Source organism: Roseburia sp. 831b (genome assembly GCF_001940165.2).
Taxonomy (GTDB): Bacteria; Bacillota; Clostridia; order Lachnospirales; family Lachnospiraceae; genus Roseburia.
Genome location: NZ_CP135162.1, coordinates 1,391,919 through 1,412,501, shown reverse-complemented (window position 1 = coordinate 1,412,501; position 20,583 = coordinate 1,391,919). Strand labels below are relative to the sequence as shown.

Genomic DNA, 20,583 nt, shown 5'->3' with positions numbered 1-20,583 from the left:
TATCCACACTTAGTGGGTAAATAAGGGAGATAAAGGATAGGATTATCCCTTCCGAAATCCAACTTAATTTTTTTAAAAAAGTGTCTTAACAAATGGGTTCACTTTAGAGTATAAGAAGTGGAGAGAAAAATAGTGAAAATTAATTTTAGTAGTACATTATTCATTAAGGGGTATGTGATTTAGAATTTAATTAATTTATAATGCTATCTTATGTGCCGATATTGGCTATGTAGATAAATATTAAATGAAAGGAGAATGCTCAAATGCAAGAAAATATGATTGTTATGCAGGAAGAGTCTTGGCAGGACATAAATCGTGCTGAATGCGAAGATGCTAGTTTGTTCGATATGTGTTCATGGGGCGAAGCTAACTAATTCAAAAGTGGCGGTAACTGTTAATGGGCGCAGGCTGTTTGCTGATTGTTGGCAAACAGCCATTTCTTAGAGGTGGTAATATTGCAGGTATATTTTTTACTAACTGAAAATTGTAATTTGAATTGTTCTATGTGTATAAGAGGAAGACAACAAGGGATAAATATGGACATTGAACAATTAAAGGATATATTGGGAAAAAATGATTTTTTTGACCACGATGTTGTTATTACGGGGGGAGAACCATCCATACATTCAAAGTATCAGGATATTGTTGAATTAATGTGTTCGAAGGCAAAAACAGTAACGGTTACGAGTAATGGAACTCTTGATTTACACCTGGATGCTTTGGTTCACCATGACAACTTATATTTTCAGATATCGTTGGATGGTGATAAAAAGGAACATAATATCATACGTGGAGAGGGCGCTTTTGAGAGTACTTGGCGGACACTTGAAAAGCTGGATCAGCTTCATATGAAATATGTGGTTGCGTCTGTAGTTAGTCGAAAAAACAAAGATGAGATATTTAAATTGATTCCTAAATTGGAAACTTTGAGGTATATGCGGTTTTGGAGAATCTCATACGAGATGCCATTTGGAAGTGCAGAAGGAATTACTGATATTATGGGTGCGGATGAGTGGAATGATTTTGTAGACCGTTTGCTTGAGGTAGTGAAATTCAGGCTGAAGATACAGAAAATTTTCCCGTTTGACTTATACGATAAGAGGAAGGATGAACTTGAAAAATTAGCGGCATCTAGAAAGAGAAGTCTGAATTGCGGAAGTGGGTCAAGCAAAATATATGTATATCCAGATTTTAATGTATATCCTTGCACTTGCCTGACGGATTTTTGTGTAGGAAACCTTGCAGCGAAAACATTACCAGAAATACTGGAAGGTGCTGAAAACAGAAGATTTTCGGAATATGTACTTAAGAATGAATCAGAGTGCCAAACATGTGAATACAAAACATTTTGTAATGGAGGTTGTGTAGGAATGTCTTACCATTATTTTGGTGAGCTTGGAATGGGCGATAAGAGATGCCCAAAACTAAAAAAATAATGATGCGAATATTTTATTTCAATATTACATATGGTTGTAATAGCAACTGCGTTTTTTGTTATTCTCATAATACAATGCATAATAAAAAGACTTGCAATGAAATATCTTCAGAAGCCTTCTTTAATTATCTTGATGAGTATAATCTGAATTCTAAAGATAGAGTTATTATAAATGGTGGAGAGCCATTTTTGCACTCGGAAATAGATGATATATTAAAAGGCTTACTGTCATACGAGTGTGAAGTATTGATATATACAAATGGCAGATTAGTAAAAAATTTTTCATTTGAATATATGACAGAGAAATATAGGTTTGTTATTCCTATACATGGATACGAAGAGGTTCATGACAAAATTACAGGCGTGCCGGGAAGTTATGCTGAGACGATTCAAAGTTTGGAATATCTGACAGAAAAATCAAAGTGTAAAGTTGACGTGAAAATAATTATAAATAATTATATGATAAATCAGGATCCATCCAAGTCAAAATTTGAGGCTTCATTAGCTAACATTCATTTTAATAATGCTGTACATATAACAAAGATGGCGGACACTATAGTATCAAAAAGGAACGGGTGCAGCAGTGTGACAAATGCTACTGCTGCAGAATATACAGAATGGTTGTTCGAGTATTACAAAAACAAGGGAGTAAGCATTAAACTGTTTGATACCTGTGTTAAAGCTATCAATTGGGAAAATTATGGTGAGCCTAAGCCGTATGGCGATGAAGTGACCGTCTATTTTAAGGACAAAAACCAATTCAGAGAAATGGTTTTGCGGAGAAAAATACCGGAATGCATGGCTGAATGTAGCTGCAAGTTGAAGTGTGTTTCAGCAGTTGATGAATACAAGGTAATTGAATATATAGACGGAAAAGTAATTGAAAATTTGGAGTAAAAAATGATACACGAGATAGCACTAACTATAAAACCAACGATGAATTGCAACATGCGATGCAAGCACTGTTTTAATGGAGATACATTAAATAATTCTGAGATTCTAAGTCTAGATAAGGTTCAAAATTTTATTGAAGCTGCTTGCAGAAAGTATCAGGATGTGAAAATAACTTTTCATGGAGGAGAGCCAACTCTTGCCGGCATTGAATTCTATAAAACTGTCTTTTCATTTCAAAAAGAGATGAAAGAAAAATATGGCACAAAGTTTTCAAATAATTTTACTACAAATGCACTGCTCTTGAATGATGAACTTATGGATTTACTGATTGAGAACAATGCACTTATTAATATTTCGTTTGATGGTCCTTATAATGATTTCTTAAGGTCACACAGTGAAATAGTTCTTGACAGAATTATGAACGTAAAATCAAAAGGTGGCAGAACAAGAGCATTTTGCACTATATCCAAAGGATCATATGAGCATTTAAAGGATATATATTTGTGGTTCAATGAGCGAGCTATCGATTTTAAGATATTGCCTATTGAGCCTAGGGGATATGCCGCAATTGATAAGGAACTCCTCATGGATATAGATATATTCATAAAAAATCTTACAGATACTTATTGGCATTGGCTAGTAGATAAGAATTGTAGGATAAGATTTTATACATTTGAGGAATTTGCTGCACTTCGAAGAACTACACAGTTTAAGCCTTTTTGGTTTAGACGTGAGATTGCTCTTAATCCTGATGGTAGAATTTATCCTTTTGGAAGACCGAATGACATACAGTTTTGTTTGGGAAAACCAGAAGAGAAACTTGATTTGGAGGAATGTTTTTCTTCTAAAGAGTATGAAAGAATGTTAAACATACTGCAGGGATATCGTGAAAGATACTGTAAAACATGTTCTGCTTCTCAGGTTTGTAATGGCGTGTGTATTTGTATGTCCTACATGTATGTGCAAGATTCTCAGTTGTTGGAATATAGTTGTAATCAGTCCAGACATATTTTTGAGAGCATATTGGATATTAATGATGAGATTATAGCAGATATACATAATGGAAACGGTGAAAAATATAATGAATTTGCAAAGAAAATTTTTATGAAGAATATGGAGTAATAATGCAAAGAGTATTCAGATCAAGGGGAATCAGGCTGATAAAGTCGAATGGTGATATTTCTTATAAAGAAAAAGTCTATTATGAGCCGGATGATTCTTATGAAATAAAAAATTTACAGGTAAATGACTTGCAGGCTAATGGAATTATCTCTTTGTTTGAATATTCTGTTGTTGATAAAGAAATAGATGCATTTAATTTTCATGTAAATTTAAATTGCGATTATCAGGATATATATGATGGAATTCCTAAATGTATTTGTAATGAAATAAAAGAGATGCATTCCGTGTTGGGAGATCCATTTAAGAATTATACGATAGGATATAAATTTAAGGATACCGTAATAACAGGAAGAAGTTATTATTATTATCCTACGGTGTGGAAGAAAACTAGGTACGGAATAGAAGGCATTACGGACGCAAGTGTGATTAAGGAAAAACTGAATAAATTTTATGGTCATATTGACCTGAACGAAAAATTATGCAGTGATGAAAAGGAAACTTTTATAAGCTACATGTATAAGCTGAAGGGAATCAGTATTTCATATGAACAGGATGGTATGAACTATAAAGTTTACGGCCGAATAGAGATGAGACAGTTAAAGTCCTTGCTTAAAAACTACATGGGCTATGATTTGAAAGATAATGGTAGTTATGGACCAGTTGTTTTAGTTGCACAAAGGATCTGTAATTCAGTAATCGTGGGCTATAACATATATTATTTGGTATAGGGGATGGATGTTGAGATATAAAATAGCAGGAGAAACATGGGAATATAATAGTAGAAGAGATAATATTAAAAAGCAGTTTTCACAATATGAATGCTTAAACCATAATGGTGATGTGATTAATCTAGGTATGGAGGGATTCGTCGATTTTATGAATCACCATTCTATGTCTGATGAGCAGGCCGAGCGTATATACACACTACAGATTTTTGCGGATGAATTACTTAAGAGAGAGAAGTTGCTTTTGCACGCTGCAGTTGTTACTGTTAGATCAAGGTGCTTTGTGATTGTGGGTAGACCGGGAGAAGGTAAGAGTACGTTTGCAGGTTTGTTGCTTGAAAAGGGAGGACAGAATTGTGTCAGTATAATAGCTGATGATAGAGCCGTGATAGCCCAAAATGATAATCATTTAGAAGTATGGAATACACCTTGGAGTAAAAAAGGAATATGTTGTAAAGAGCGTAATTATGCTGTGGATGGTATCATATTTATTGAAAAAGGTCAAAGATATGAGATTTATGAAATCAATGACGAAAAGGCGATGAAGATGCTTAAATCTATGTATCCGCATAATGTATGGGAAAAAATATATGTTGTTGCTGGTAAGCTTCTTAAAATGAGTAAAACATATAAGTTGTTTAACAATCTTATTGATTTCGATATAAATGATTTTGAAAAGGTACTAAATGGGTAATGTATGATTATATTATTGTAGGTGCAGGAGTCGCAGGAGCGGTCTGCGCTTATGAACTATCTAAAAGTGGAAATAAGTGTCTGGTATTGGAAAAGCGTCCTATAAATTATGAGAAGGTGTGCGGTGGAGGCGTTTCATACAAGGCATTGCGCTTGCTGACAAATATAGGAATTGATTGCAATGAGTTGATGAGCTTGAATTCAAAACAGGTGAATGGGCATATTATTTATAAAGATAACGATATATATATCAACAATTATAAGAAGGAAAATATATCTATAGGAATTCAAAGGAATATATTTGATCGATTTTTAATGCGGCAAGCTGTTGCTATAGGTGCACAAGTTAGATATGATGAGACAGTAAAGACTATTAATAAGCTTGAATATGGATACTGTATAAACAACTACATAGCAAAATATATTATTATGGCATCGGGTGCTAGACCATTTGCAGGGGGAGAAATTTCAAGAAAACAAAGCATAGGTTATTCTGCACAAGTAAAAGCTGATATGCTATTAGACGATCATAAATTCTACTATTGGTATTACTCAGAGAATGATGAAAGTAAATATTTTTGGGCTTTTCCAATAGGCGATGGATTGTGGAATATCGGTGTATGGAGCAGATATTGGTATCAAGATATAAGACATGATTATAACATGTGTGTTAGAAATATCTTGAATCAGTATATGCCGAATGGATTTGAATATTATAGGAAACCAAGGGCAGAATTCCTTGGCCATGTAGATCAAAGAAAATGTTCGGAAATGTATTCAAACGGAATAGGAGATTTTGCGGGAAATTGTAATCCTTTAAATGGCGGAGGGATAATTGGTGCTATAGAATCGGCAATTATGTTTGCTAAATGTGAAGTAAAAAAATAGTTTTGAATTACTCAGAAGCAACGGAACCGACTTCGAAACAATAGTTAAGTAGTTACTGCATCTGTGGCAGGAATGCTACAGGTGCAAAACTTGGTCAGAAGTGACCTAGTTTTCAATGAGCGGTTGACCGATTTTTCGGTTGACATATACAGAGTGTTCACATTACAGAGTGTGTGAAACTTTTTCTGTAAATTAAGATATATACGGTCTTCTATGATAAAATCTAAAATCATAGAAGGACTTTTATTATGGCAAGACAAAAGAAACCTGTACACAAAGTACAAATGACTGAAGGAAAAAGAAATATCATTCATTGTGTTTATTGTCAAGTAAAATTGACCCACTTTTTTCACTTAAATCTGACCCACACCCATACCTGTTTTTGATGGGTCAGATTTTTTGCAATTCCTGTTTTTTAGTAAGCACTTAGTATTTCGACGGTTTGTGCCAGCCTAAATTCTCATCCATTAGCGTTCGCTACTTGACATGCATAAAATCCTGTCGTATATATAAAACAAGAGCTGTAAGCACGTTTTAGCGCTTGCCAGTTCCATAATTATCATGGAAGATTTGTATTTACAGACTTTTCTTCATGGTCTTCACTTGGAGAAGTTCATTACAAAAATTACTCTCATATTTTCTGAGTGGAATATGAATGATTGGTATCGAAACCTAATCTCGGATGAATGGTCTGATATTGTGGTTCCATGGTATTGTATACTTTTGCAACAATATGTACCCAATTGCAGTGGTTTAGTAGATTGGCTACAGAATAGCGGTGGGGAACATTTTATTCATGGAGATTTTACGTTGTCCAATATCTATTTAGACAGAGAAGGTAATGTGAAGGTACTTGATTACGAAAATGCAACACTCGGGCCATTGCTCTGGGATGAAACAACATTGGTATACAGTTTCATTGAGGAAAAACAATTTCCAGCAGCTAGAAGGATATATGACTATTTCTCTTGCAATAAAGAAATGCTCCAGATTATAAGCAACATAAGGCTTGCACAGAGCATTCGAAAAAATCAAAATATATCACAGCGTCGTGAAACACATGAGTATGTTTTGCAGAACTATTGAATAATAACGGAATATAAAGGAAGGTAAACGCAGAAATGAAGACAGAGTATTATTCGGAATGATGTCGAATATAGATTATTTAAGAGTTCAAAAGACCTTGGAGAGGGTATTTAAAAACTACTACTATATACATAGAGGAAATGAATAGATGGAATTCCTTTCTGAATTTTAGTAAATTGTTAATAAAAAAGGAATTAAATCTTTTCAGAAGATATAGATTTTGATGATGGAAACTACCAAACACTCCAAAATCTCCCGCACCCTGGACATGTACGTCCGCTTATGTGAGGGAAAAGTAATCAACAAAACTGAAGAAGCCCACCGATTTGGTGTGGACGAGCGCTCCATCCAGCGGGACATTGATGACATTCGCGCCTTTCTCGACGACCGGAGCGTCACCAATACTTCGGACACCAGAGCCATCGTCTACGACCGCTCAAGGAAAGGCTTCGTTATGCAAGGCAGCGTAGGCTCTGCTATGACCAATAGCGAAATCCTTGCCGTTACCAAAATCCTTCTGGAGAGCCGTGCCTTTACCAAGAAGGAGTTAAGCAGCATCCTGAACAAACTGGTTGAGGGCTGTGTTCCCCTGAAAAACATGAAGCTGGTCAGCGACCTGATTGCCAACGAGAAATACCATTATGTGGAATTGCACCATAAGCCTGTTACCCAGGACATGTTGTGGAATCTTGGCGAGAATATTAAGGAGCACAATCTTCTGGAAATTAAATACACCAAGGCAGATGCGCCGAAGGAATCCATTAAGCGGATTATTGAACCGGTTGCCATCCTTTTTTCGGAGTATTATTTCTACCTGAATGCGTACATTGACGTTCTTGATGATAATGGCAAATATGTACATAAATATGATTATCCGGCCATTTTCCGTCTGGATCGAATTCAGGATTACAAGATACTTGGAGAGAAATTTCAGATTCCATATGCCAACAGGTTTGAAGAAGGCGAGTTCCGGAAACGGGTTCAGTTTATGTATGCCGGTAAGCTCATGAAAATCCGGCTGAAATATTATGGCAATAATCCGGAACCGATTTTGGACCGGCTCCCGACTGCTAGAATTATTGAGCAAAAGGAGTCGGAAGCCATTATTGAAGCAGAGGTGTATGGAACGGGGATTGTCATGTGGCTGCTGAGTCAGGGAAGCCGTATTGAAGTACTCAAGCCGGATTCCCTTCGTCAGCAGATGAAGCAGACATTACTGGAGATGCTGGACAGGTATTAGGAGAATCTAAATCGCTTCCTTCACGCAGCACCTCATAAGATAATCTTCAATCGTTTCATCTTTGTCCATCGCAGGCAGGCCGGTTCCGATTTTGTTGATGATATCCTCGATTTCAGAAACATACGACTGGTATGCAGAGAACGCAGCACCATAGAAAGTGCTGGCCTGTCCATTCAGGTCATTTTCCATCTCCCGGATTGCGGAGTAGAGATCTGGCAGGGTGTATTCGATACTGTCTTTGGAAAGCAGTGTCTCCAGCGTGCGGGAGAAGAAATCGTCATAGATTCTGTGGTCATGTTCTTCAATTTCCACCTGGTCAATAAAATAATCGAAATCATACATGTTGTAGTAGTCCCGGTTGTCGTCCAACTCACTTTCGAATTCCCTAAGGAGCGATTTGTAGCTGGTATCCACTTTTCCAATTAACTTATCATACAAGTCCTTGGTACCCGTCATAGAGCATAAGGTTTCCAGGGGGTTTCTGGTGTCTTCAAATACTGAGCTGATTTCATTACTGTAAAATTCGGCAGCCTCTTTTACCAGAGATTTGGAATTCCCGGTGGTAATGTACTTCTCGGCTTCGTCATAAGCTTTCCGGATGATCTGCTCTCTTGCCTTTTTACATTCGGACTTGGAAGTATAAAATTTCCCCGAAGCAGAAGAATTATAGGAAAGATGATGTGGGGTAATCAGCTTTCTGGATTTCAGCCGTTTATGGAATGCTGTGGCAAGTGGTGTGTGAGTCTCCTGAAAATCATCATATCCATTGGAAATGGCTGCAGCTTTGGCAAATTCTGCGGTGGTCGGATCCTCCTCAGCCGGAAGGACAAAATCGGACATTTTGATGCCTGCCTTTTCGTACTGCGCTTTGGTATAGGGATTTTCAATGGTTGCATTTCCCAGATTGGTATATTCTACCCCGGATACCCGCAGCGGGATGGAGAAACTGTTGTTACACAGATAGATTTTCTTTTCCTGTTTGTCTAACAGCTTTGCCAGATCTTCCTGGTTCAGGGCAATCAGCTGCATACTCGGCAAATGGTCCGGATCTTTGGCACATTCGCAGACAATACGCCGTTTCTCATTCCATTTATTTCGTTCTTCAGCGGTCATCTTTTGATAAAGAAGATATTCTACGTCCAGGGCAAGACAAATTTTCTGGAGACAGTCCGCCTGCGTGCAATCAATTTTGGCAATGGCATCTGCTTCCTTTTCATAATAGTGTTGCCTGAGCCAGTCCAGTAATTGCCCTTTCATAAAATAGGTCATGATTTCTTCCGGGTCGAAATATTGACGGAGTTCGGCCAGGGAATGAATGGTGGTGTCGTTTAGCACCAATTCCACTTTGGGTTGTGATGTTGTTTCCTGTTGGGAATCGGGAACATGAAATGTAATTGGTTTCTGTTTCATAGGTATAATCTCCTTTCGATTTTGTAAAAAAATTAGATGATTTCGAAACTCCAGAAAAACAATTGTTTTATGTTATTTGGATGATTCGCAGGAGTGCATCGTGTTTTGTGAAAGTCCAAGAATCGACAGTACCATGGTTCCATTGAACAACGATAATAGCGTAAAAGATACAAATAATAAGTATCTACGTGAAATCGTTCATGGTACAATCTCGATTCTTGACTTGAGCAAAATATGATGTGCTTCGGTGAATATTGTAAGTCGAGGAGACAATTGCTTTTCTGGAGTTTCGAAATCGTCAATTGTAAAAAATAAAATGTGTTTATCAACTTTCTATATGCATCATATCTCTATGGAATGACACGGAATGTCATGATATAAAAGTATATGCGATTATTGCAAGTGACAAATCGTGTCATAAGGTTGCGGTAGATTTATCATATATTGAAGCAGTATAACTGCTGGAAAGGTATGGTGAAATTTATGTCGATGAAACCAATGTATAAAATGTGCCCAAAGTGCAAACGCATGTATTCATGGAATCCGGATGTGGGAAAGATGTATTGTCCGAGATGTGGGTCTCTGGTTGCTCAGGGAATAGGATTTATGTTTGATATTTTGAAAAAGAGAAAGAAATAAGGCATGCAAAACATCACTAAATGGTATATAATTTAAGAAAATAAAATCGTTATAAATATACAAAAGCACGGAAGGTATAAACAATTGATCAGAGTAACAGTTTGGAATGAATTTAAACATGAGAGGGAGTTTGAATCGGTTCGGGCAATTTATCCGAAAGGGATACATGGCTGCATTGCAGATTTTCTGGGAAAAGAGGAAGATATCACGGTGCAGACGGCAACCTTTGACATGCCGGAACATGGACTTACGGAAGAAGTGCTCAGGCAGACGGACGTGCTTATAATATGGAGCCATGCTCTGCAGGAGAAGTTCTCCGATGAGGTGGCAGAGCGGGTGCAGAGGCACGTATTGTCCGGGATGGGGCTGATTGCATTGCATTCGGCGCATTTTAGCAAAATCATGAAAAGGCTGATGGGAACTACAATGACGTTGAAGTGGAAACACGGCGAACAGGAAAAGCTTTGGTGTATTTCTCCCAATCATCCGATTGCAGAGGGTATTCCGGAAAAAATTGAAATCCCCCAGGAGGAAATGTACGGCGAGTATTTTGATATTCCAAAACCGGATGAGGTTATTTTTGCAGGCTGGTTTTCCGGTGGACAGGTTTTTCGCAGTGGCTGTACATTTACCAGAGGTCTGGGCAAAATTTTCTATTTTCAACCGGGACATGAAGAGTATCCGATATATGATATCCCGGAGATTCAGCGGATTATTGTGAATGCTGTGCATTTTTGTGCACCGCAGCGGATGAACCGGAAATATCCGGAATGTGAGGAGATTAAAGAATGAAGATATCAGTATTTTATGATCATATTCTGCAGGCAGCAGAACAGACCGGGAAACCTTTAACAGAGCTGTTAAGCAACGTAAAAAATGCGGGAATTGAAGCAGTAGAAATCAATATGTCCTACCTCAGTCAGCAGGAACAAACCTATGCGTTGCTTGAGGAAGCCGGATTAAAGGTAAGTTGTGTCTAGGAATTCTATGAGATGGATAAACAGGATGAGCGCACAAAGGCAAAGAAACATATCGATATTGCCCAAAAGGCAGGCGCAGAGAAAGTCTTAGTGATACCAGGATTTTTCTCCGAACAGGAAGCAAAGCAGCTGGCCCCGTGTGTTGGCAGTTATGAAAAAACGGCGGATTTTTTGAATGGAAATGAGAAGGCGCTTGGATGGCAGAGGGCCTGAATCAGATTGCCGAATATGGCAAACAGATGGGAATTGCAGTGACGGTGGAGGATTTTGATGACAGAAAATCTCCACTATCCTGCGTTGGGGGAATTCTGTGGTTTTTAAAGCAGGTTCCTCTGTTGAAGGTTACCTTTGATACCGGGAATTTTATTATCCATGGAGAGGATATTATGTCCGCATGGGATATCCTTCAGGAAAAGATTATACATATGCACTGCAAAGACCGGGGCGAAGAGCCTGTTGCAGTGGGGGATGGATATATCCCAATGCATGAATTGATGGAAAAAATCCGGGCATCTCATTATGAGGGGTATCTGGCAATTGAGCATTTTGATGCCCAGAATCAGGAACAATGTATGGAAAAGTCAGCTGCATTCTTACAAAAAGAGTGGAGGGCATAGAGGACTTTATTTCATATAGAACACCTTCCCCTTCGGCACAAAGGGCAGCCGGTTTCCTTTTGGAATCAGAAAGGCATGTTCCCGTTTTACTTTTAAGTTCGGTTCAATGTATCCATCTGTAATAATAAGGATTGGTCCGTTGACAGGAAAATCCTTTGCCTTTTCCAGAGCATCTACCCCAGGCTGTAAGATGGTGCCGCCCCGTCCGGTGACTTCCACTCTGCCGGCAATCTCTTCCAGCGGAAGATAACCGGCATCGGTGGCGGCTGCATCGCAGAAAATAAGCCGGACATAGGGCACATCCTTGGAAACAGCGTAGCTTGCAATAGCTCCAAGCGCTAGTCCAATCTGTTGTGTGGACATGGAACCGGAGGTGTCAATGACCACACCGAAGGTTCTGCTAGTCAGATCTCTTTCCTGTAATGCGTAGCTTGGTCTTGGAATATCCGGTGTGGCTCCCTGGCGGCGGCTTGGTCTTGCATAGGTCCGGTGTTTTTCCAGTGGTGGAAATTGCGCGTCAAACCATTCGGCAAGTTCTACTTCCCATGGAATTGGCGGCATGGACAGGGCGCGGATTTCTTCCACCAGTCCCGCGGGAATCAATCCCCTGCCCTTTGTGATTTGGAAATCCAGTCCTTCACGAAGGGCGTTCCGGAAGAAATCATCCAAAGAAATTCCTTCCCCAAGTCCTTCAAAATGCGGATTGTTGTTTCCAAAAATATCCCCTTTTCCATAACCACGGAAGGTTTTCAGCTTCTTGTATTTCCGAAGCTCCCGGACGATGCGGTCATAGATAGCCTCTGCGGACATGCCGTGCAGGGTTTCATCATAGAGCAGTCCTTCACGTGGCATGACTCCAATCTGCATTTCCTGAAGCCAGTCATTAATCACATAATCGCATGCTACATTCCACAGGTAAGTGTCGCGACCCTGACAGCGTTTGTGATGGCAGAGTCCAGCATGGAGATATTCGTGTGCCAGTACGAATTTCCACTCCTCCTCAGTGAATCCACAGGTGGGATTGGCATAGATTTCCCCGTGGACAGCATCCACAGCAGCAATCTGGATTTCATAACGGTGGCAGACATTTACATCTTCAATAATTTTGAAAGAGGCAGCCAGCCCGCCCAGCAGAGGAAAATGGGACAGAAACCACTCGGCTGCTTTGGTTATAACCGTCTCCTTTTTCTCGTTCCAACCATGCCCACCGGCATTGCTGACCGCATCCTTGACCGAATGGGTAATTGCATAGGAAAATTTTGCGGCAAATGGGTTGGATTCATGGTTCTTATAAATAATTGGATGATTCAGTCCAATCATATCGCAGTCGGCGTCAGAGTTTAGTCCATAATTCTGCTGGGGTTCGGTTCCTTCCACTGTCAGCAGATACTCATAAATACGGGCTTCGTCATTCATCCTGAGTTTCGGATAGCGGTCAGCCGGATCCGTAACCAGTGGGCTTCCAAAGCCGATATCCATAAGAAATCTTGTTATATAAATATCGCAGGCTTTATTCCAGACCGCAGGAAAATATTCCGGTGTCTGGGGAATTTTGTCGGAATCAAAATGTCCGAATGCCGGATGAAGCAGACAATGTGCCAGTGCATATGCCCATTCCTCCGCGGTCAGTCGGGCGTTGTAGTTGGTATAAATCTGTCCAGTTGCAGTGACACAGGCGATGCTTCCCCGTTCCTTCAGGTGTGAGGGCTTAGGATAAATATGGCCGTCCAGCTGGCAGAACAGCGGATGATCTTGCAGAATGCGGACACCCTGTTGAAGAATGGTATATCCAACAGGCGTTTGTTGACTCGGATAATAATATTTGTCATGAAAAGTAAGCATGTTGATTACCTCTTTTTTATTTATTCACCAGACGAGGAAGATCACGGATCACTTCTACCATGAACCAGTCCGGAAGTGCGTGTTCTTCATCTGCGGCAACCGTCATCTGTGCAATTTCAAAATTAATGAGGGACAGTTCTTTAATCATTCCCTTGGCGCGATACACAAAAGAAAGCATATTTCCGGAAATGTCCTTTTTGTTCTGCGGCAGTTCGGTAAGAAGCTTTGCACGGAAGGACTGTGCAAGAAAGTAGAGCACATCCCGGTCCTCTGGTTTTGCCGGCCACTTGGCATTCTGCGCAATAATTTCATCCAGCAGATGGCTGTTTTTCAGACTTTTGGTATAGGCAAAAAACATTCCAGCATGGGAAGGACTAAGGCATCCGTAGGCAAGCATTTTCAAAGTGTTTGCGGGAATTTCTCTTTTTTCGGCACCATATTCCGTCAGGGCATCGCTTAACATATGCCAGGAGCGGGGCGTGGAAAATGGCTCTTCCGTCTTTGGCGGCTCTGAGAAGAGATGATCCGGTCGCTGGATAATATAATCAATGACCCACGGATGGAGTCCGGCGCTTTGCGCCCACTTAATCCATTGTTTTGCATCGGCCTTCAGCTGCACATGAAACATACGGTTAATCAGAGCAGAGGACATGGTCTTTACAATGGCACTGTCCTGTGCCCGATTTCCGGCACCCACCACAATACTTCCTTCCGGAAGATGATATTCCCCAATTCTTCTTTCATGGATGAGGGAGTAGAAAGCCTTCTGGACTTCCTGTGAGCAGGCATTCAGCTCATCCAGAAAAAGGACATAAGGCTCTTTTCTTGCAATCATCTTTGGTGGAAGAAATTCAGAAGTTTCCCCTTTGATCTGCGGGATTCCAATGATATCCTCCGGTGCCAGCTGGCTTCCGAGAAGAGAGACGCAGGGGAGTCCCATTTCTGAAGCAAACTGCTCCACCAGAGCAGATTTCCCAATTCCCGGAGCACCCCAGATGAATACCGGTCTTGTGGGTGCAACATTCAATAATATTTCTAAGAGGTCACTCTGGGTGACCGCAATTGGTAAATTCATATTGCGATTCCTTTCATTTTTTCGTTATATTGTTTCTTCTTGTTGATATGGCGAACCTTCGTCCGCGGGCAATATTTGTTGCAGTGCTGGCAGTAACCTTTGTAGTCGGCATTGCGCCCTTTGGCACAGTCGCCATATGCGTTATAATATTTGCATGGTGTTTCTCTAAATTTACTCATAGTGTATAATTCCTTTCGTATTTGCTAAAATCCAATTGCCAAAGACAAATTTAAATAGAATTTGACAAAACAATAATAAAAATACTAATAATTATATGTGAACTTAATTACTTGCTTTATAGTTATAAATAGGGCGAAGAATCTTATCTATGTATACAGTGTCCCCTATGGCATCCTGTATATCCTCCGAGCTTCGATAGGCAAATGGTGCTTCATCCAATGTCTCCCGGCTGATGCAGGAGGAATAGATTCCCTTCATGGAAGTTTTGAAAGAGGAAAGGGTATAATGGTTCCTGACATCTTCCCGCTTCATAATTCTTCCGGATCCGTGGGGCGCAGAGCAGTTCCATTCGGGATTTCCAAGTCCTGTGCCAAGAAGGATACCATCGCGCATGTTGATAGGGATGATTACCTTTTCACCGGCCAAAGCTGAGATTGCTCCCTTCCGCAGCATAGGTGCGCCAAACTGTTCAAGGATTGCTTGGGATGTATCAATATAATTGTGAATGCATGAATAAGTGTCTTGCACTTTCCATTTCATTCCCTTGCAGATTTCGGCGATCATAATGTCACGGCTGATATTTGCGTATTCCTGGACAATTATTAAATCGTGAATATAGGAATCCATCAGTGCTCCTTCCAGGTAGGTCAGTTCGTAAGGAATCTGAATATTTCTGGCTTGCAGAAGTTTCTGCCCTTCATTTAAATAGTAATCGGTCACTTCTTTTCCCAGATGGCGACTACCGGAGTGAATGACAAGATAGGTGTTATTGTCTGCATCCTGGTCCACCTCAATAAAATGATTTCCTGCCCCGAGACTTCCGGCGGAAAGCAGAGCTTTATTGACATTGATATGTCTATGGCAGTGCAGACTGCTGAAATCAAAATCAGCAATATATTGATGTGCGTGGGTTCGGATTCCAAAGCCGGAGGGCACACGTTCCCGGATGACGGTATCCAGTTTTTGAAATTCTTTTGTTTTGCCTTTGACCTGAGCAAGGGTCATGCCGCATCCAATGTCAATTCCAACCACGTTGGGCATGATTTTATCAGAAATTGTCATGGTAAGTCCGATGGTGCACACTTTTCCCGGATGCACATCAGGCATTACACGGATACATGCTCCTTTGGCGGTTTCATTGTCGCAGAGCATCTGAAGCTGTGCCAGGGCATAGTTCTCTATAGGATGATTGTTTGTAGTGAAAATCGTAGCGGAAGTGTATGTTCCGTTTATTGTTGTTGTTGTTCCCATATCTTCGTATTCCTTTCATGGCAACTGTGCATGCATTGAATAATTTCATTTATGGAAAATGTGAATGCATGGAACAGTTCCCTTTTATGAAGGTATAGGATTTGATTTCTTACGGAAGAACAGCTACGGATAGAAAATGAAAAGAAATACTTACGAAATAAAAGTTTCGTTTACTGTTCGAATCCGCAAGAGGTCCTACACCTGCTATTAAGTTGTAATGTTAATAAGTTGTTGTTTACTGATTTCATGTTTGTCATAGTAGACCTCCTTTCATTCGGGCACGATCATGTGCCAGTTAACAGTTACTGCGGTTATATCGGAAGAGGTTGGAATATTTTTAACCCTCCGCTTAAACTATCTTGATTATAAATAAGAGGAATGACAAAATATGTCATTTCCAACTATGTTCCTACTATTCGTTGTATGTTTGATATTTAGTAGGGAAAAATGCTCGTGTGCGAGGCGTCAGTTGCCTAATTTTTCATGGTCTAAAAAATGAGGAGAATCCGAATGAAAACAATATGCGTGGTTGCAGCCATCATTAAAGTAACAAATTAAGATGGAAAAATGATAATTTTTGCAACACAGCGAGGATAAGGTGAGGGCAAAGGTGGTTGGGAATCTTCCGGCGGATGTTCAATTGACGGAGAAAATAATGCAATTTACTTCTGTTATCTAATTGGAATCTCCGTTATTTAATACTAAAATAATGGATAGATAATTGCGAAACGCGTTCGCAATCTTGATTCGAAATCCGGACAGAAAGTGACTAATACGTTCAGAACCTTTGCTGACAAGGAAGAGGTAGATTATTCTGGGTAGGAGAAGAAATTTTCCAAGACAGAGATAATGAAAAAGTCATGGAAATGGCAGAAGAAGGTATATGAATCCATGGTACTTCGTCTGGATGGAACCATTAATAAAGTGGAGGATTTGGCAAGGGATGTAGAGATTAACCGCATGAAAGATAAGCAGGTTGATACAGAGAAACATACCGAAGAGGTTATGGAAGATGTATCTTTAATATCTGCTGTTGCGGAACCTTCTGAGTATCAGTATGGTGCGGAAGCATTTGAGGCTGCCTGTGCAAAGGGAGAGCAGGAAAAGATGCCGGAAGTAAAGGTTCCTGATGTTCCTAAGCATGGGAAGAGCAGGTGATCCTATGACGGATAAAGAGAAGTTGTGAGTTTTCAGCAAGATAGATAGACTAAGGTGTGTCACTGTATCTGTAAAGGTATGGTGGCACGCTTTTTTTAGTTTGAAATGTGTTGTTATTCAAATTCTACAATGATAAAATCAAGTTGAAAGGGAGGGATAAATTCTTATGGAAGTGATTAATACATTAGGTAGTTTGATAGTTATACTATTTCTGATTTCAATGCCTGTATATTGGGTATGGGCAGGATATCATTCTATTAGATGTCAAAAGAAAAGTAATTGTACTAATCGAAAATGTACCTATTGGGGAATGTGTGAACATAACGCATTGGAAAAGCAAAGAGAACAGTTATTGTGGAGAATGGAAATGGCAGAAGCCTATTCGGGAGAGGATTTGTCTGAACTGAAAGAAATATTTAATAAGCAAGATTAAAACTATTTTATAAGAGTCCTGTTTATTGGACAACTAATGATTTAGAATTGGAATCAAGATAAAGGAAATGACTTTATTCTTGATTCCATTTTTTTATCAGTTGAAAGAGGTGAGCTTATGAATAACAGAGATTTTTGGACTGGATATATGATGGGAAGCAGTGAATGCGGAAACCAAAGTTCCGGTGGTGGAGATGGAAGCACTATTATTGCAATATTATCTGTAATTTGTGGTTTAGTGTTAGAAGCAGCATTTTTTACTCTGTTTGGAATTGAAGTGGAAAATGTACCTGCATTCTTTCTTGTGATTGGCTGGGCTGTAGGAAGCGTCATAGCAAATGTGGTGCTTGAATGTTTGAATCACAAACCGTAGATACAAGAGGGGATGATGATGTCAATGGTATAACAGGAGGCATTATGGAGAAGTTTTAATACTAGCAAAAAAGACGGTGAAATATAATCGGAATCATTATAGTAATTAAGGGAGGAAGGCACGATGAATAATGGTATTTTTGGCAATTTATTTGATTTTAACCACGACGGTGAGTTAGATTCTTTTGAAAAAGTCATGGAATTTGAAATGTTTGATAACATGATGAAGGACGATGTTTCAGATGACTGTGATGATGGAGCAGAAGATATCGAAATGGTAGGTCTTGATTATGATGAGCTTTCGTGTATGGATGAGGATGAGAGGCGTGAAGTGTTGGAAGATGCAGGTTTAGACCCTGATGATTATGAGTTTTAAATTTGTAAAGGTAGGGGGGAAACTTCTACCTTTTTCTTGATTTTGAGTATTTATGCTTACATCTTGAAAAACAAATGCAATATTTGAAAAAACAGATAATATGTTTGAAAAATTGAGGGTATGGTGGTATGATAATAGTGGCGTTTTTTAATGAGAAGTGAGGTAAACGATATGGCTATTTCATACAATAATTTATGGAAACTTTTAATTGACAAAGGTCTTAATAAAGGTGATCTTCGCAAAATGACAGGTATTAGTAGCAGCACTGTGGCTAAGATGACTAATGGAGAGGCAGTTACATTAACTGTAATTGAAAAAATTTGCGACAAACTTGATTGTAAAGTAGAGGATGTAGTCGAAATCAAAAGTACAACGATTGAAAAGAATAGGAATGAGGAAACAAAATGATAGAAAAGATATGTCCGGTACATAATGTTCCTGTCTATGGAGAAAAGTGTACTAAAGAGGGATGTACTGCAAGACCGATAGTGTCAACTACATTATATTGGTGCGATACATGTAAGGTGCCGGTGTTTGGAGATGAACAAACATATGATAAGAAAAATAAGAGTGTAAAGTGTCCGGTCTGTGAAAGTGAGTGTAAATATATTGCAACAGATATGAGACCTGTATTTCCGGAAGAAAAATTGTTGTTAGAAATTCTTTTGGGAGAAGAAGTTCATGCATTAGATAATGTTTCGGTCTGGAATAGTAATAGTGGCTATTTTTTCGATGGAAATAAAAGGGAGTTGTCAATCAAAGAGATTAATCAATTACCATTAGCGGATATTAAAAAAATAAAAGCAAGATATGATGAATCTGTATCAGAAATCAATAGAGAAGGATTTGAGAGTATGATAGAAAGGTTTGTAAAAGCAAACTCAGACCGATATTTTGATATTACAGATGAGGCAATTAAATATATTCAGGATTATGGAGAAAACAATACCCTTGATGATATGTTTGTATCATTTAGTGGTGGTAAGGACTCTACGGTAACATCAGATTTGGTTACAAGAGCTTTTGCCACAAATAAGGTGAAACATATTTTCGGAGATACTACATTGGAATTTCCGTTGACATATGAGTATAGAGCTCGATTTGCAAAAACACATACCGTATTAAGAGCTAAAAATTATGAAAAAAATTTTGAACAGTTGTGTGAAGAGATTGGACCACCAAGCCGTGTGATGAGATGGTGTTGCACTGTATTTAAAACGGGTGCAATTACTAAAACACTTACACAGGTATTCAAAGACAAGACGAATGTATTAACTTTTTATGGAATACGAAAAAGTGAATCAGCATCAAGAAGTAAATATGATCGAGAAAGCGAAAGCCCGAAAATAACAAAGCAAACAGTTGTTTCACCAATTATTGATTGGATAGATTTTGATGTATGGTTATATATATTGACAACAGGAATTGATTTTAATGACGCATATAAATTGGGTTATTCAAGAGTAGGGTGTTGGTGTTGCCCTAATAATGGTGCATGGTCTGAGTTTTTATCTAAGGTACATATGTATGACAAATATGTTCATTGGAGAAAAATCTTGGTTTCTTTTGCTGAGAAGATTGGTAAACCAGATGCAGAAGAATATGTTGACTCTGGAAACTGGAAAGCTCGACAAGGTGGACAGGGGCTTGAGATTGCAAACACTTCAATAATAAAGTTTGAACCTTGTGCAACAGAAGACAATGCTTTCAATTATGAATTACAAAATCTCATAACAGAAGATTTATATGAATTATTTAAGCCATTTGGCTATATCAATAAGGAACTAGGCAATAAACGTCTGGGTGAGGTTTATGTTCTAGACCGAAATGGGAATGTGGTGCTTGTTTTGCAAGGACGTATAGGAACAAATAGATTAAAGGTAACAATAAAGAAAACTAATATTGCAGGAGCACAGAGCCTCGCCGCAGCTGAGGGTAAAATTAAATGTCAGTTAACTAAGTATCAGATGTGTTTGGGATGTAAAGCATGTGCAAGTGTGTGTAAGCATAACGCTATTAGTGTGCATACGATAGAAAGAGATGACGATGATGAGGCACTAATTTATCGAATTGATGACGATAAATGTGTCCGATGCACAGAGTGTGTAGATCATTTTAATGCAGGGTGTTATATGCGAAAAGTATTGACAATAAAGAGGAGCTGATTA

At 39.0% G+C, this 20,583-nt stretch carries 23 protein-coding genes; 18 read left to right on the top strand and 5 right to left on the bottom strand.

Annotated features, from left to right (window positions below; genetic code table 11):
- Window positions 1–455 precede the first annotated feature (455 nt).
- The 8 genes from BIV16_RS06555 (at window position 456) to BIV16_RS06520 (ending at window position 8,083) form a co-directional block, all read left to right on the top strand.
- Window positions 456–1,436 carry a radical SAM/SPASM domain-containing protein gene (locus tag BIV16_RS06555; protein WP_075678592.1) on the top strand — a complete coding sequence of 327 codons (981 nt, stop codon included), beginning with the start codon at window positions 456–458 and terminating at the stop codon, window positions 1,434–1,436.
- Window positions 1,415–2,332, top strand: coding sequence for a radical SAM protein (locus BIV16_RS06550; protein ID WP_075678593.1), 918 nt, complete (start codon window positions 1,415–1,417; stop codon window positions 2,330–2,332). The genes BIV16_RS06555 and BIV16_RS06550 overlap by 22 nt, the downstream gene beginning before the upstream one ends.
- Window positions 2,333–2,335: 3 nt before the next feature.
- Window positions 2,336–3,451 (top strand): radical SAM/SPASM domain-containing protein, encoded by a 1,116-nt coding sequence (locus BIV16_RS06545; protein WP_075678594.1) that lies wholly within the window; start codon window positions 2,336–2,338, stop codon window positions 3,449–3,451.
- A 2-nt stretch (window positions 3,452–3,453) separates the two neighbouring features.
- Window positions 3,454–4,179 carry a hypothetical protein gene (locus BIV16_RS06540; protein WP_075678595.1) on the top strand — a complete coding sequence of 242 codons (726 nt, stop codon included), beginning with the start codon at window positions 3,454–3,456 and terminating at the stop codon, window positions 4,177–4,179.
- A 7-nt stretch (window positions 4,180–4,186) separates the two neighbouring features.
- On the top strand, window positions 4,187–4,870 hold the full coding sequence (locus BIV16_RS06535) for a hypothetical protein (RefSeq protein ID WP_075678596.1): 684 nt from the start codon (window positions 4,187–4,189) through the stop codon (window positions 4,868–4,870).
- A complete protein-coding gene (locus tag BIV16_RS06530; protein ID WP_075678597.1) occupies window positions 4,870–5,757 on the top strand; it encodes an NAD(P)/FAD-dependent oxidoreductase in 888 nt (295 codons plus the stop codon). Before BIV16_RS06535 ends, BIV16_RS06530 begins: the two co-directional genes overlap by 1 nt.
- A gap of 651 nt (window positions 5,758–6,408) precedes the next feature.
- Window positions 6,409–6,843, top strand: a complete 435-nt coding sequence (locus tag BIV16_RS06525; RefSeq protein ID WP_159435902.1) for a phosphotransferase family protein — start codon at window positions 6,409–6,411, stop codon at window positions 6,841–6,843.
- A gap of 223 nt (window positions 6,844–7,066) precedes the next feature.
- Window positions 7,067–8,083, top strand: a complete 1,017-nt coding sequence (locus BIV16_RS06520) for a helix-turn-helix transcriptional regulator (protein ID WP_330546473.1) — start codon at window positions 7,067–7,069, stop codon at window positions 8,081–8,083.
- A gap of 6 nt (window positions 8,084–8,089) precedes the next feature.
- Here the strand turns inward: BIV16_RS06520 and BIV16_RS06515 are convergent, their stop codons facing one another.
- Window positions 8,090–9,493 carry a hypothetical protein gene (locus BIV16_RS06515; RefSeq protein WP_075678599.1) on the bottom strand — a complete coding sequence of 468 codons (1,404 nt, stop codon included), beginning with the start codon at window positions 9,491–9,493 and terminating at the stop codon, window positions 8,090–8,092.
- Between the two features lie 723 nt (window positions 9,494–10,216).
- Here BIV16_RS06515 and BIV16_RS06510 point away from each other — a divergent pair.
- From BIV16_RS06510 to BIV16_RS06495, 4 genes are read left to right on the top strand one after another with little or no spacing between them, the layout of a single operon-like run.
- Window positions 10,217–10,924 carry a ThuA domain-containing protein gene (locus BIV16_RS06510; RefSeq protein WP_075678600.1) on the top strand — a complete coding sequence of 236 codons (708 nt, stop codon included), beginning with the start codon at window positions 10,217–10,219 and terminating at the stop codon, window positions 10,922–10,924.
- On the top strand, window positions 10,921–11,112 hold the full coding sequence (locus tag BIV16_RS06505) for a hypothetical protein (protein ID WP_075678601.1): 192 nt from the start codon (window positions 10,921–10,923) through the stop codon (window positions 11,110–11,112). The genes BIV16_RS06510 and BIV16_RS06505 overlap by 4 nt, the downstream gene beginning before the upstream one ends.
- Window positions 11,113–11,124: 12 nt before the next feature.
- Window positions 11,125–11,325 (top strand): hypothetical protein, encoded by a 201-nt coding sequence (locus BIV16_RS06500; RefSeq protein WP_075678602.1) that lies wholly within the window; start codon window positions 11,125–11,127, stop codon window positions 11,323–11,325.
- Window positions 11,310–11,729: a sugar phosphate isomerase/epimerase family protein gene (locus BIV16_RS06495; protein ID WP_075678603.1), complete on the top strand. Its 420-nt coding sequence runs from the start codon at window positions 11,310–11,312 to the stop codon at window positions 11,727–11,729. The genes BIV16_RS06500 and BIV16_RS06495 overlap by 16 nt, the downstream gene beginning before the upstream one ends.
- Window positions 11,730–11,735: 6 nt before the next feature.
- Here the strand turns inward: BIV16_RS06495 and BIV16_RS06490 are convergent, their stop codons facing one another.
- The 4 genes from BIV16_RS06490 to BIV16_RS06475 all read right to left on the bottom strand — a co-directional run bounded on the left by BIV16_RS06490 (window position 11,736) and on the right by BIV16_RS06475 (window position 16,077).
- Entirely contained in the window at window positions 11,736–13,571 is a 1,836-nt protein-coding gene (locus tag BIV16_RS06490) for a DUF2201 family putative metallopeptidase (protein WP_083624983.1), read from the bottom strand.
- A gap of 16 nt (window positions 13,572–13,587) precedes the next feature.
- The gene (locus BIV16_RS06485; protein WP_075678604.1) at window positions 13,588–14,646 is read right to left on the bottom strand and encodes an AAA family ATPase; all 1,059 of its coding nucleotides are present in this window, start codon (window positions 14,644–14,646) and stop codon (window positions 13,588–13,590) included.
- The gene (locus BIV16_RS06480; RefSeq protein ID WP_075678605.1) at window positions 14,643–14,825 is read right to left on the bottom strand and encodes a hypothetical protein; all 183 of its coding nucleotides are present in this window, start codon (window positions 14,823–14,825) and stop codon (window positions 14,643–14,645) included. Before BIV16_RS06480 ends, BIV16_RS06485 begins: the two co-directional genes overlap by 4 nt.
- Window positions 14,826–14,928: 103 nt before the next feature.
- Window positions 14,929–16,077 carry an RtcB family protein gene (locus tag BIV16_RS06475; RefSeq protein ID WP_083624985.1) on the bottom strand — a complete coding sequence of 383 codons (1,149 nt, stop codon included), beginning with the start codon at window positions 16,075–16,077 and terminating at the stop codon, window positions 14,929–14,931.
- Between the two features lie 849 nt (window positions 16,078–16,926).
- Between BIV16_RS06475 and BIV16_RS06470 the strand changes: the two genes are divergently transcribed.
- The 6 genes from BIV16_RS06470 to BIV16_RS06445 all read left to right on the top strand — a co-directional run bounded on the left by BIV16_RS06470 (window position 16,927) and on the right by BIV16_RS06445 (window position 20,580).
- A complete protein-coding gene (locus tag BIV16_RS06470; protein WP_075678606.1) occupies window positions 16,927–17,235 on the top strand; it encodes a DUF6674 family protein in 309 nt (102 codons plus the stop codon).
- Between the two features lie 166 nt (window positions 17,236–17,401).
- Window positions 17,402–17,668 carry a hypothetical protein gene (locus BIV16_RS06465; RefSeq protein WP_075678607.1) on the top strand — a complete coding sequence of 89 codons (267 nt, stop codon included), beginning with the start codon at window positions 17,402–17,404 and terminating at the stop codon, window positions 17,666–17,668.
- Between the two features lie 117 nt (window positions 17,669–17,785).
- On the top strand, window positions 17,786–18,040 hold the full coding sequence (locus BIV16_RS06460) for a hypothetical protein (RefSeq protein ID WP_075678608.1): 255 nt from the start codon (window positions 17,786–17,788) through the stop codon (window positions 18,038–18,040).
- 123 nt (window positions 18,041–18,163) lie between these two features.
- Window positions 18,164–18,415, top strand: coding sequence for a hypothetical protein (locus tag BIV16_RS06455; protein ID WP_075678609.1), 252 nt, complete (start codon window positions 18,164–18,166; stop codon window positions 18,413–18,415).
- Between the two features lie 171 nt (window positions 18,416–18,586).
- The gene (locus tag BIV16_RS06450; RefSeq protein WP_075678610.1) at window positions 18,587–18,823 is read left to right on the top strand and encodes a helix-turn-helix domain-containing protein; all 237 of its coding nucleotides are present in this window, start codon (window positions 18,587–18,589) and stop codon (window positions 18,821–18,823) included.
- Entirely contained in the window at window positions 18,820–20,580 is a 1,761-nt protein-coding gene (locus BIV16_RS06445) for a phosphoadenosine phosphosulfate reductase domain-containing protein (protein WP_083624986.1), read from the top strand. Before BIV16_RS06450 ends, BIV16_RS06445 begins: the two co-directional genes overlap by 4 nt.
- Window positions 20,581–20,583 lie beyond the last annotated feature (3 nt).

What these genes read in the sequence shown, in the direction of transcription:
- BIV16_RS06550 (WP_075678593.1), top strand. Translation starts at nt 1,415, where the DNA reads ATGCCCAAAACTAAAAAAATAATGATGCGAATATTTTATTTCAATATT.
- BIV16_RS06545 (WP_075678594.1), top strand. Translation starts at nt 2,336, where the DNA reads ATGATACACGAGATAGCACTAACTATAAAACCAACGATGAATTGCAAC.
- BIV16_RS06540 (WP_075678595.1), top strand. Translation starts at nt 3,454, where the DNA reads ATGCAAAGAGTATTCAGATCAAGGGGAATCAGGCTGATAAAGTCGAAT.
- BIV16_RS06535 (WP_075678596.1), top strand. Translation starts at nt 4,187, where the DNA reads ATGTTGAGATATAAAATAGCAGGAGAAACATGGGAATATAATAGTAGA.
- BIV16_RS06530 (WP_075678597.1), top strand. Translation starts at nt 4,870, where the DNA reads ATGTATGATTATATTATTGTAGGTGCAGGAGTCGCAGGAGCGGTCTGC.
- BIV16_RS06525 (WP_159435902.1), top strand. Translation starts at nt 6,409, where the DNA reads ATGAATGATTGGTATCGAAACCTAATCTCGGATGAATGGTCTGATATT.
- BIV16_RS06520 (WP_330546473.1), top strand. Translation starts at nt 7,067, where the DNA reads ATGATGGAAACTACCAAACACTCCAAAATCTCCCGCACCCTGGACATG.
- BIV16_RS06515 (WP_075678599.1), bottom strand. Translation starts at nt 9,493, where the DNA reads ATGAAACAGAAACCAATTACATTTCATGTTCCCGATTCCCAACAGGAA.
- BIV16_RS06505 (WP_075678601.1), top strand. Translation starts at nt 10,921, where the DNA reads ATGAAGATATCAGTATTTTATGATCATATTCTGCAGGCAGCAGAACAG.
- BIV16_RS06500 (WP_075678602.1), top strand. Translation starts at nt 11,125, where the DNA reads ATGGATAAACAGGATGAGCGCACAAAGGCAAAGAAACATATCGATATT.
- BIV16_RS06495 (WP_075678603.1), top strand. Translation starts at nt 11,310, where the DNA reads ATGGCAGAGGGCCTGAATCAGATTGCCGAATATGGCAAACAGATGGGA.
- BIV16_RS06490 (WP_083624983.1), bottom strand. Translation starts at nt 13,571, where the DNA reads ATGCTTACTTTTCATGACAAATATTATTATCCGAGTCAACAAACGCCT.
- BIV16_RS06485 (WP_075678604.1), bottom strand. Translation starts at nt 14,646, where the DNA reads ATGAATTTACCAATTGCGGTCACCCAGAGTGACCTCTTAGAAATATTA.
- BIV16_RS06480 (WP_075678605.1), bottom strand. Translation starts at nt 14,825, where the DNA reads ATGAGTAAATTTAGAGAAACACCATGCAAATATTATAACGCATATGGC.
- BIV16_RS06475 (WP_083624985.1), bottom strand. Translation starts at nt 16,077, where the DNA reads ATGGGAACAACAACAACAATAAACGGAACATACACTTCCGCTACGATT.
- BIV16_RS06470 (WP_075678606.1), top strand. Translation starts at nt 16,927, where the DNA reads ATGAAAAAGTCATGGAAATGGCAGAAGAAGGTATATGAATCCATGGTA.
- BIV16_RS06465 (WP_075678607.1), top strand. Translation starts at nt 17,402, where the DNA reads ATGGAAGTGATTAATACATTAGGTAGTTTGATAGTTATACTATTTCTG.
- BIV16_RS06460 (WP_075678608.1), top strand. Translation starts at nt 17,786, where the DNA reads ATGAATAACAGAGATTTTTGGACTGGATATATGATGGGAAGCAGTGAA.
- BIV16_RS06455 (WP_075678609.1), top strand. Translation starts at nt 18,164, where the DNA reads ATGAATAATGGTATTTTTGGCAATTTATTTGATTTTAACCACGACGGT.
- BIV16_RS06450 (WP_075678610.1), top strand. Translation starts at nt 18,587, where the DNA reads ATGGCTATTTCATACAATAATTTATGGAAACTTTTAATTGACAAAGGT.
- BIV16_RS06445 (WP_083624986.1), top strand. Translation starts at nt 18,820, where the DNA reads ATGATAGAAAAGATATGTCCGGTACATAATGTTCCTGTCTATGGAGAA.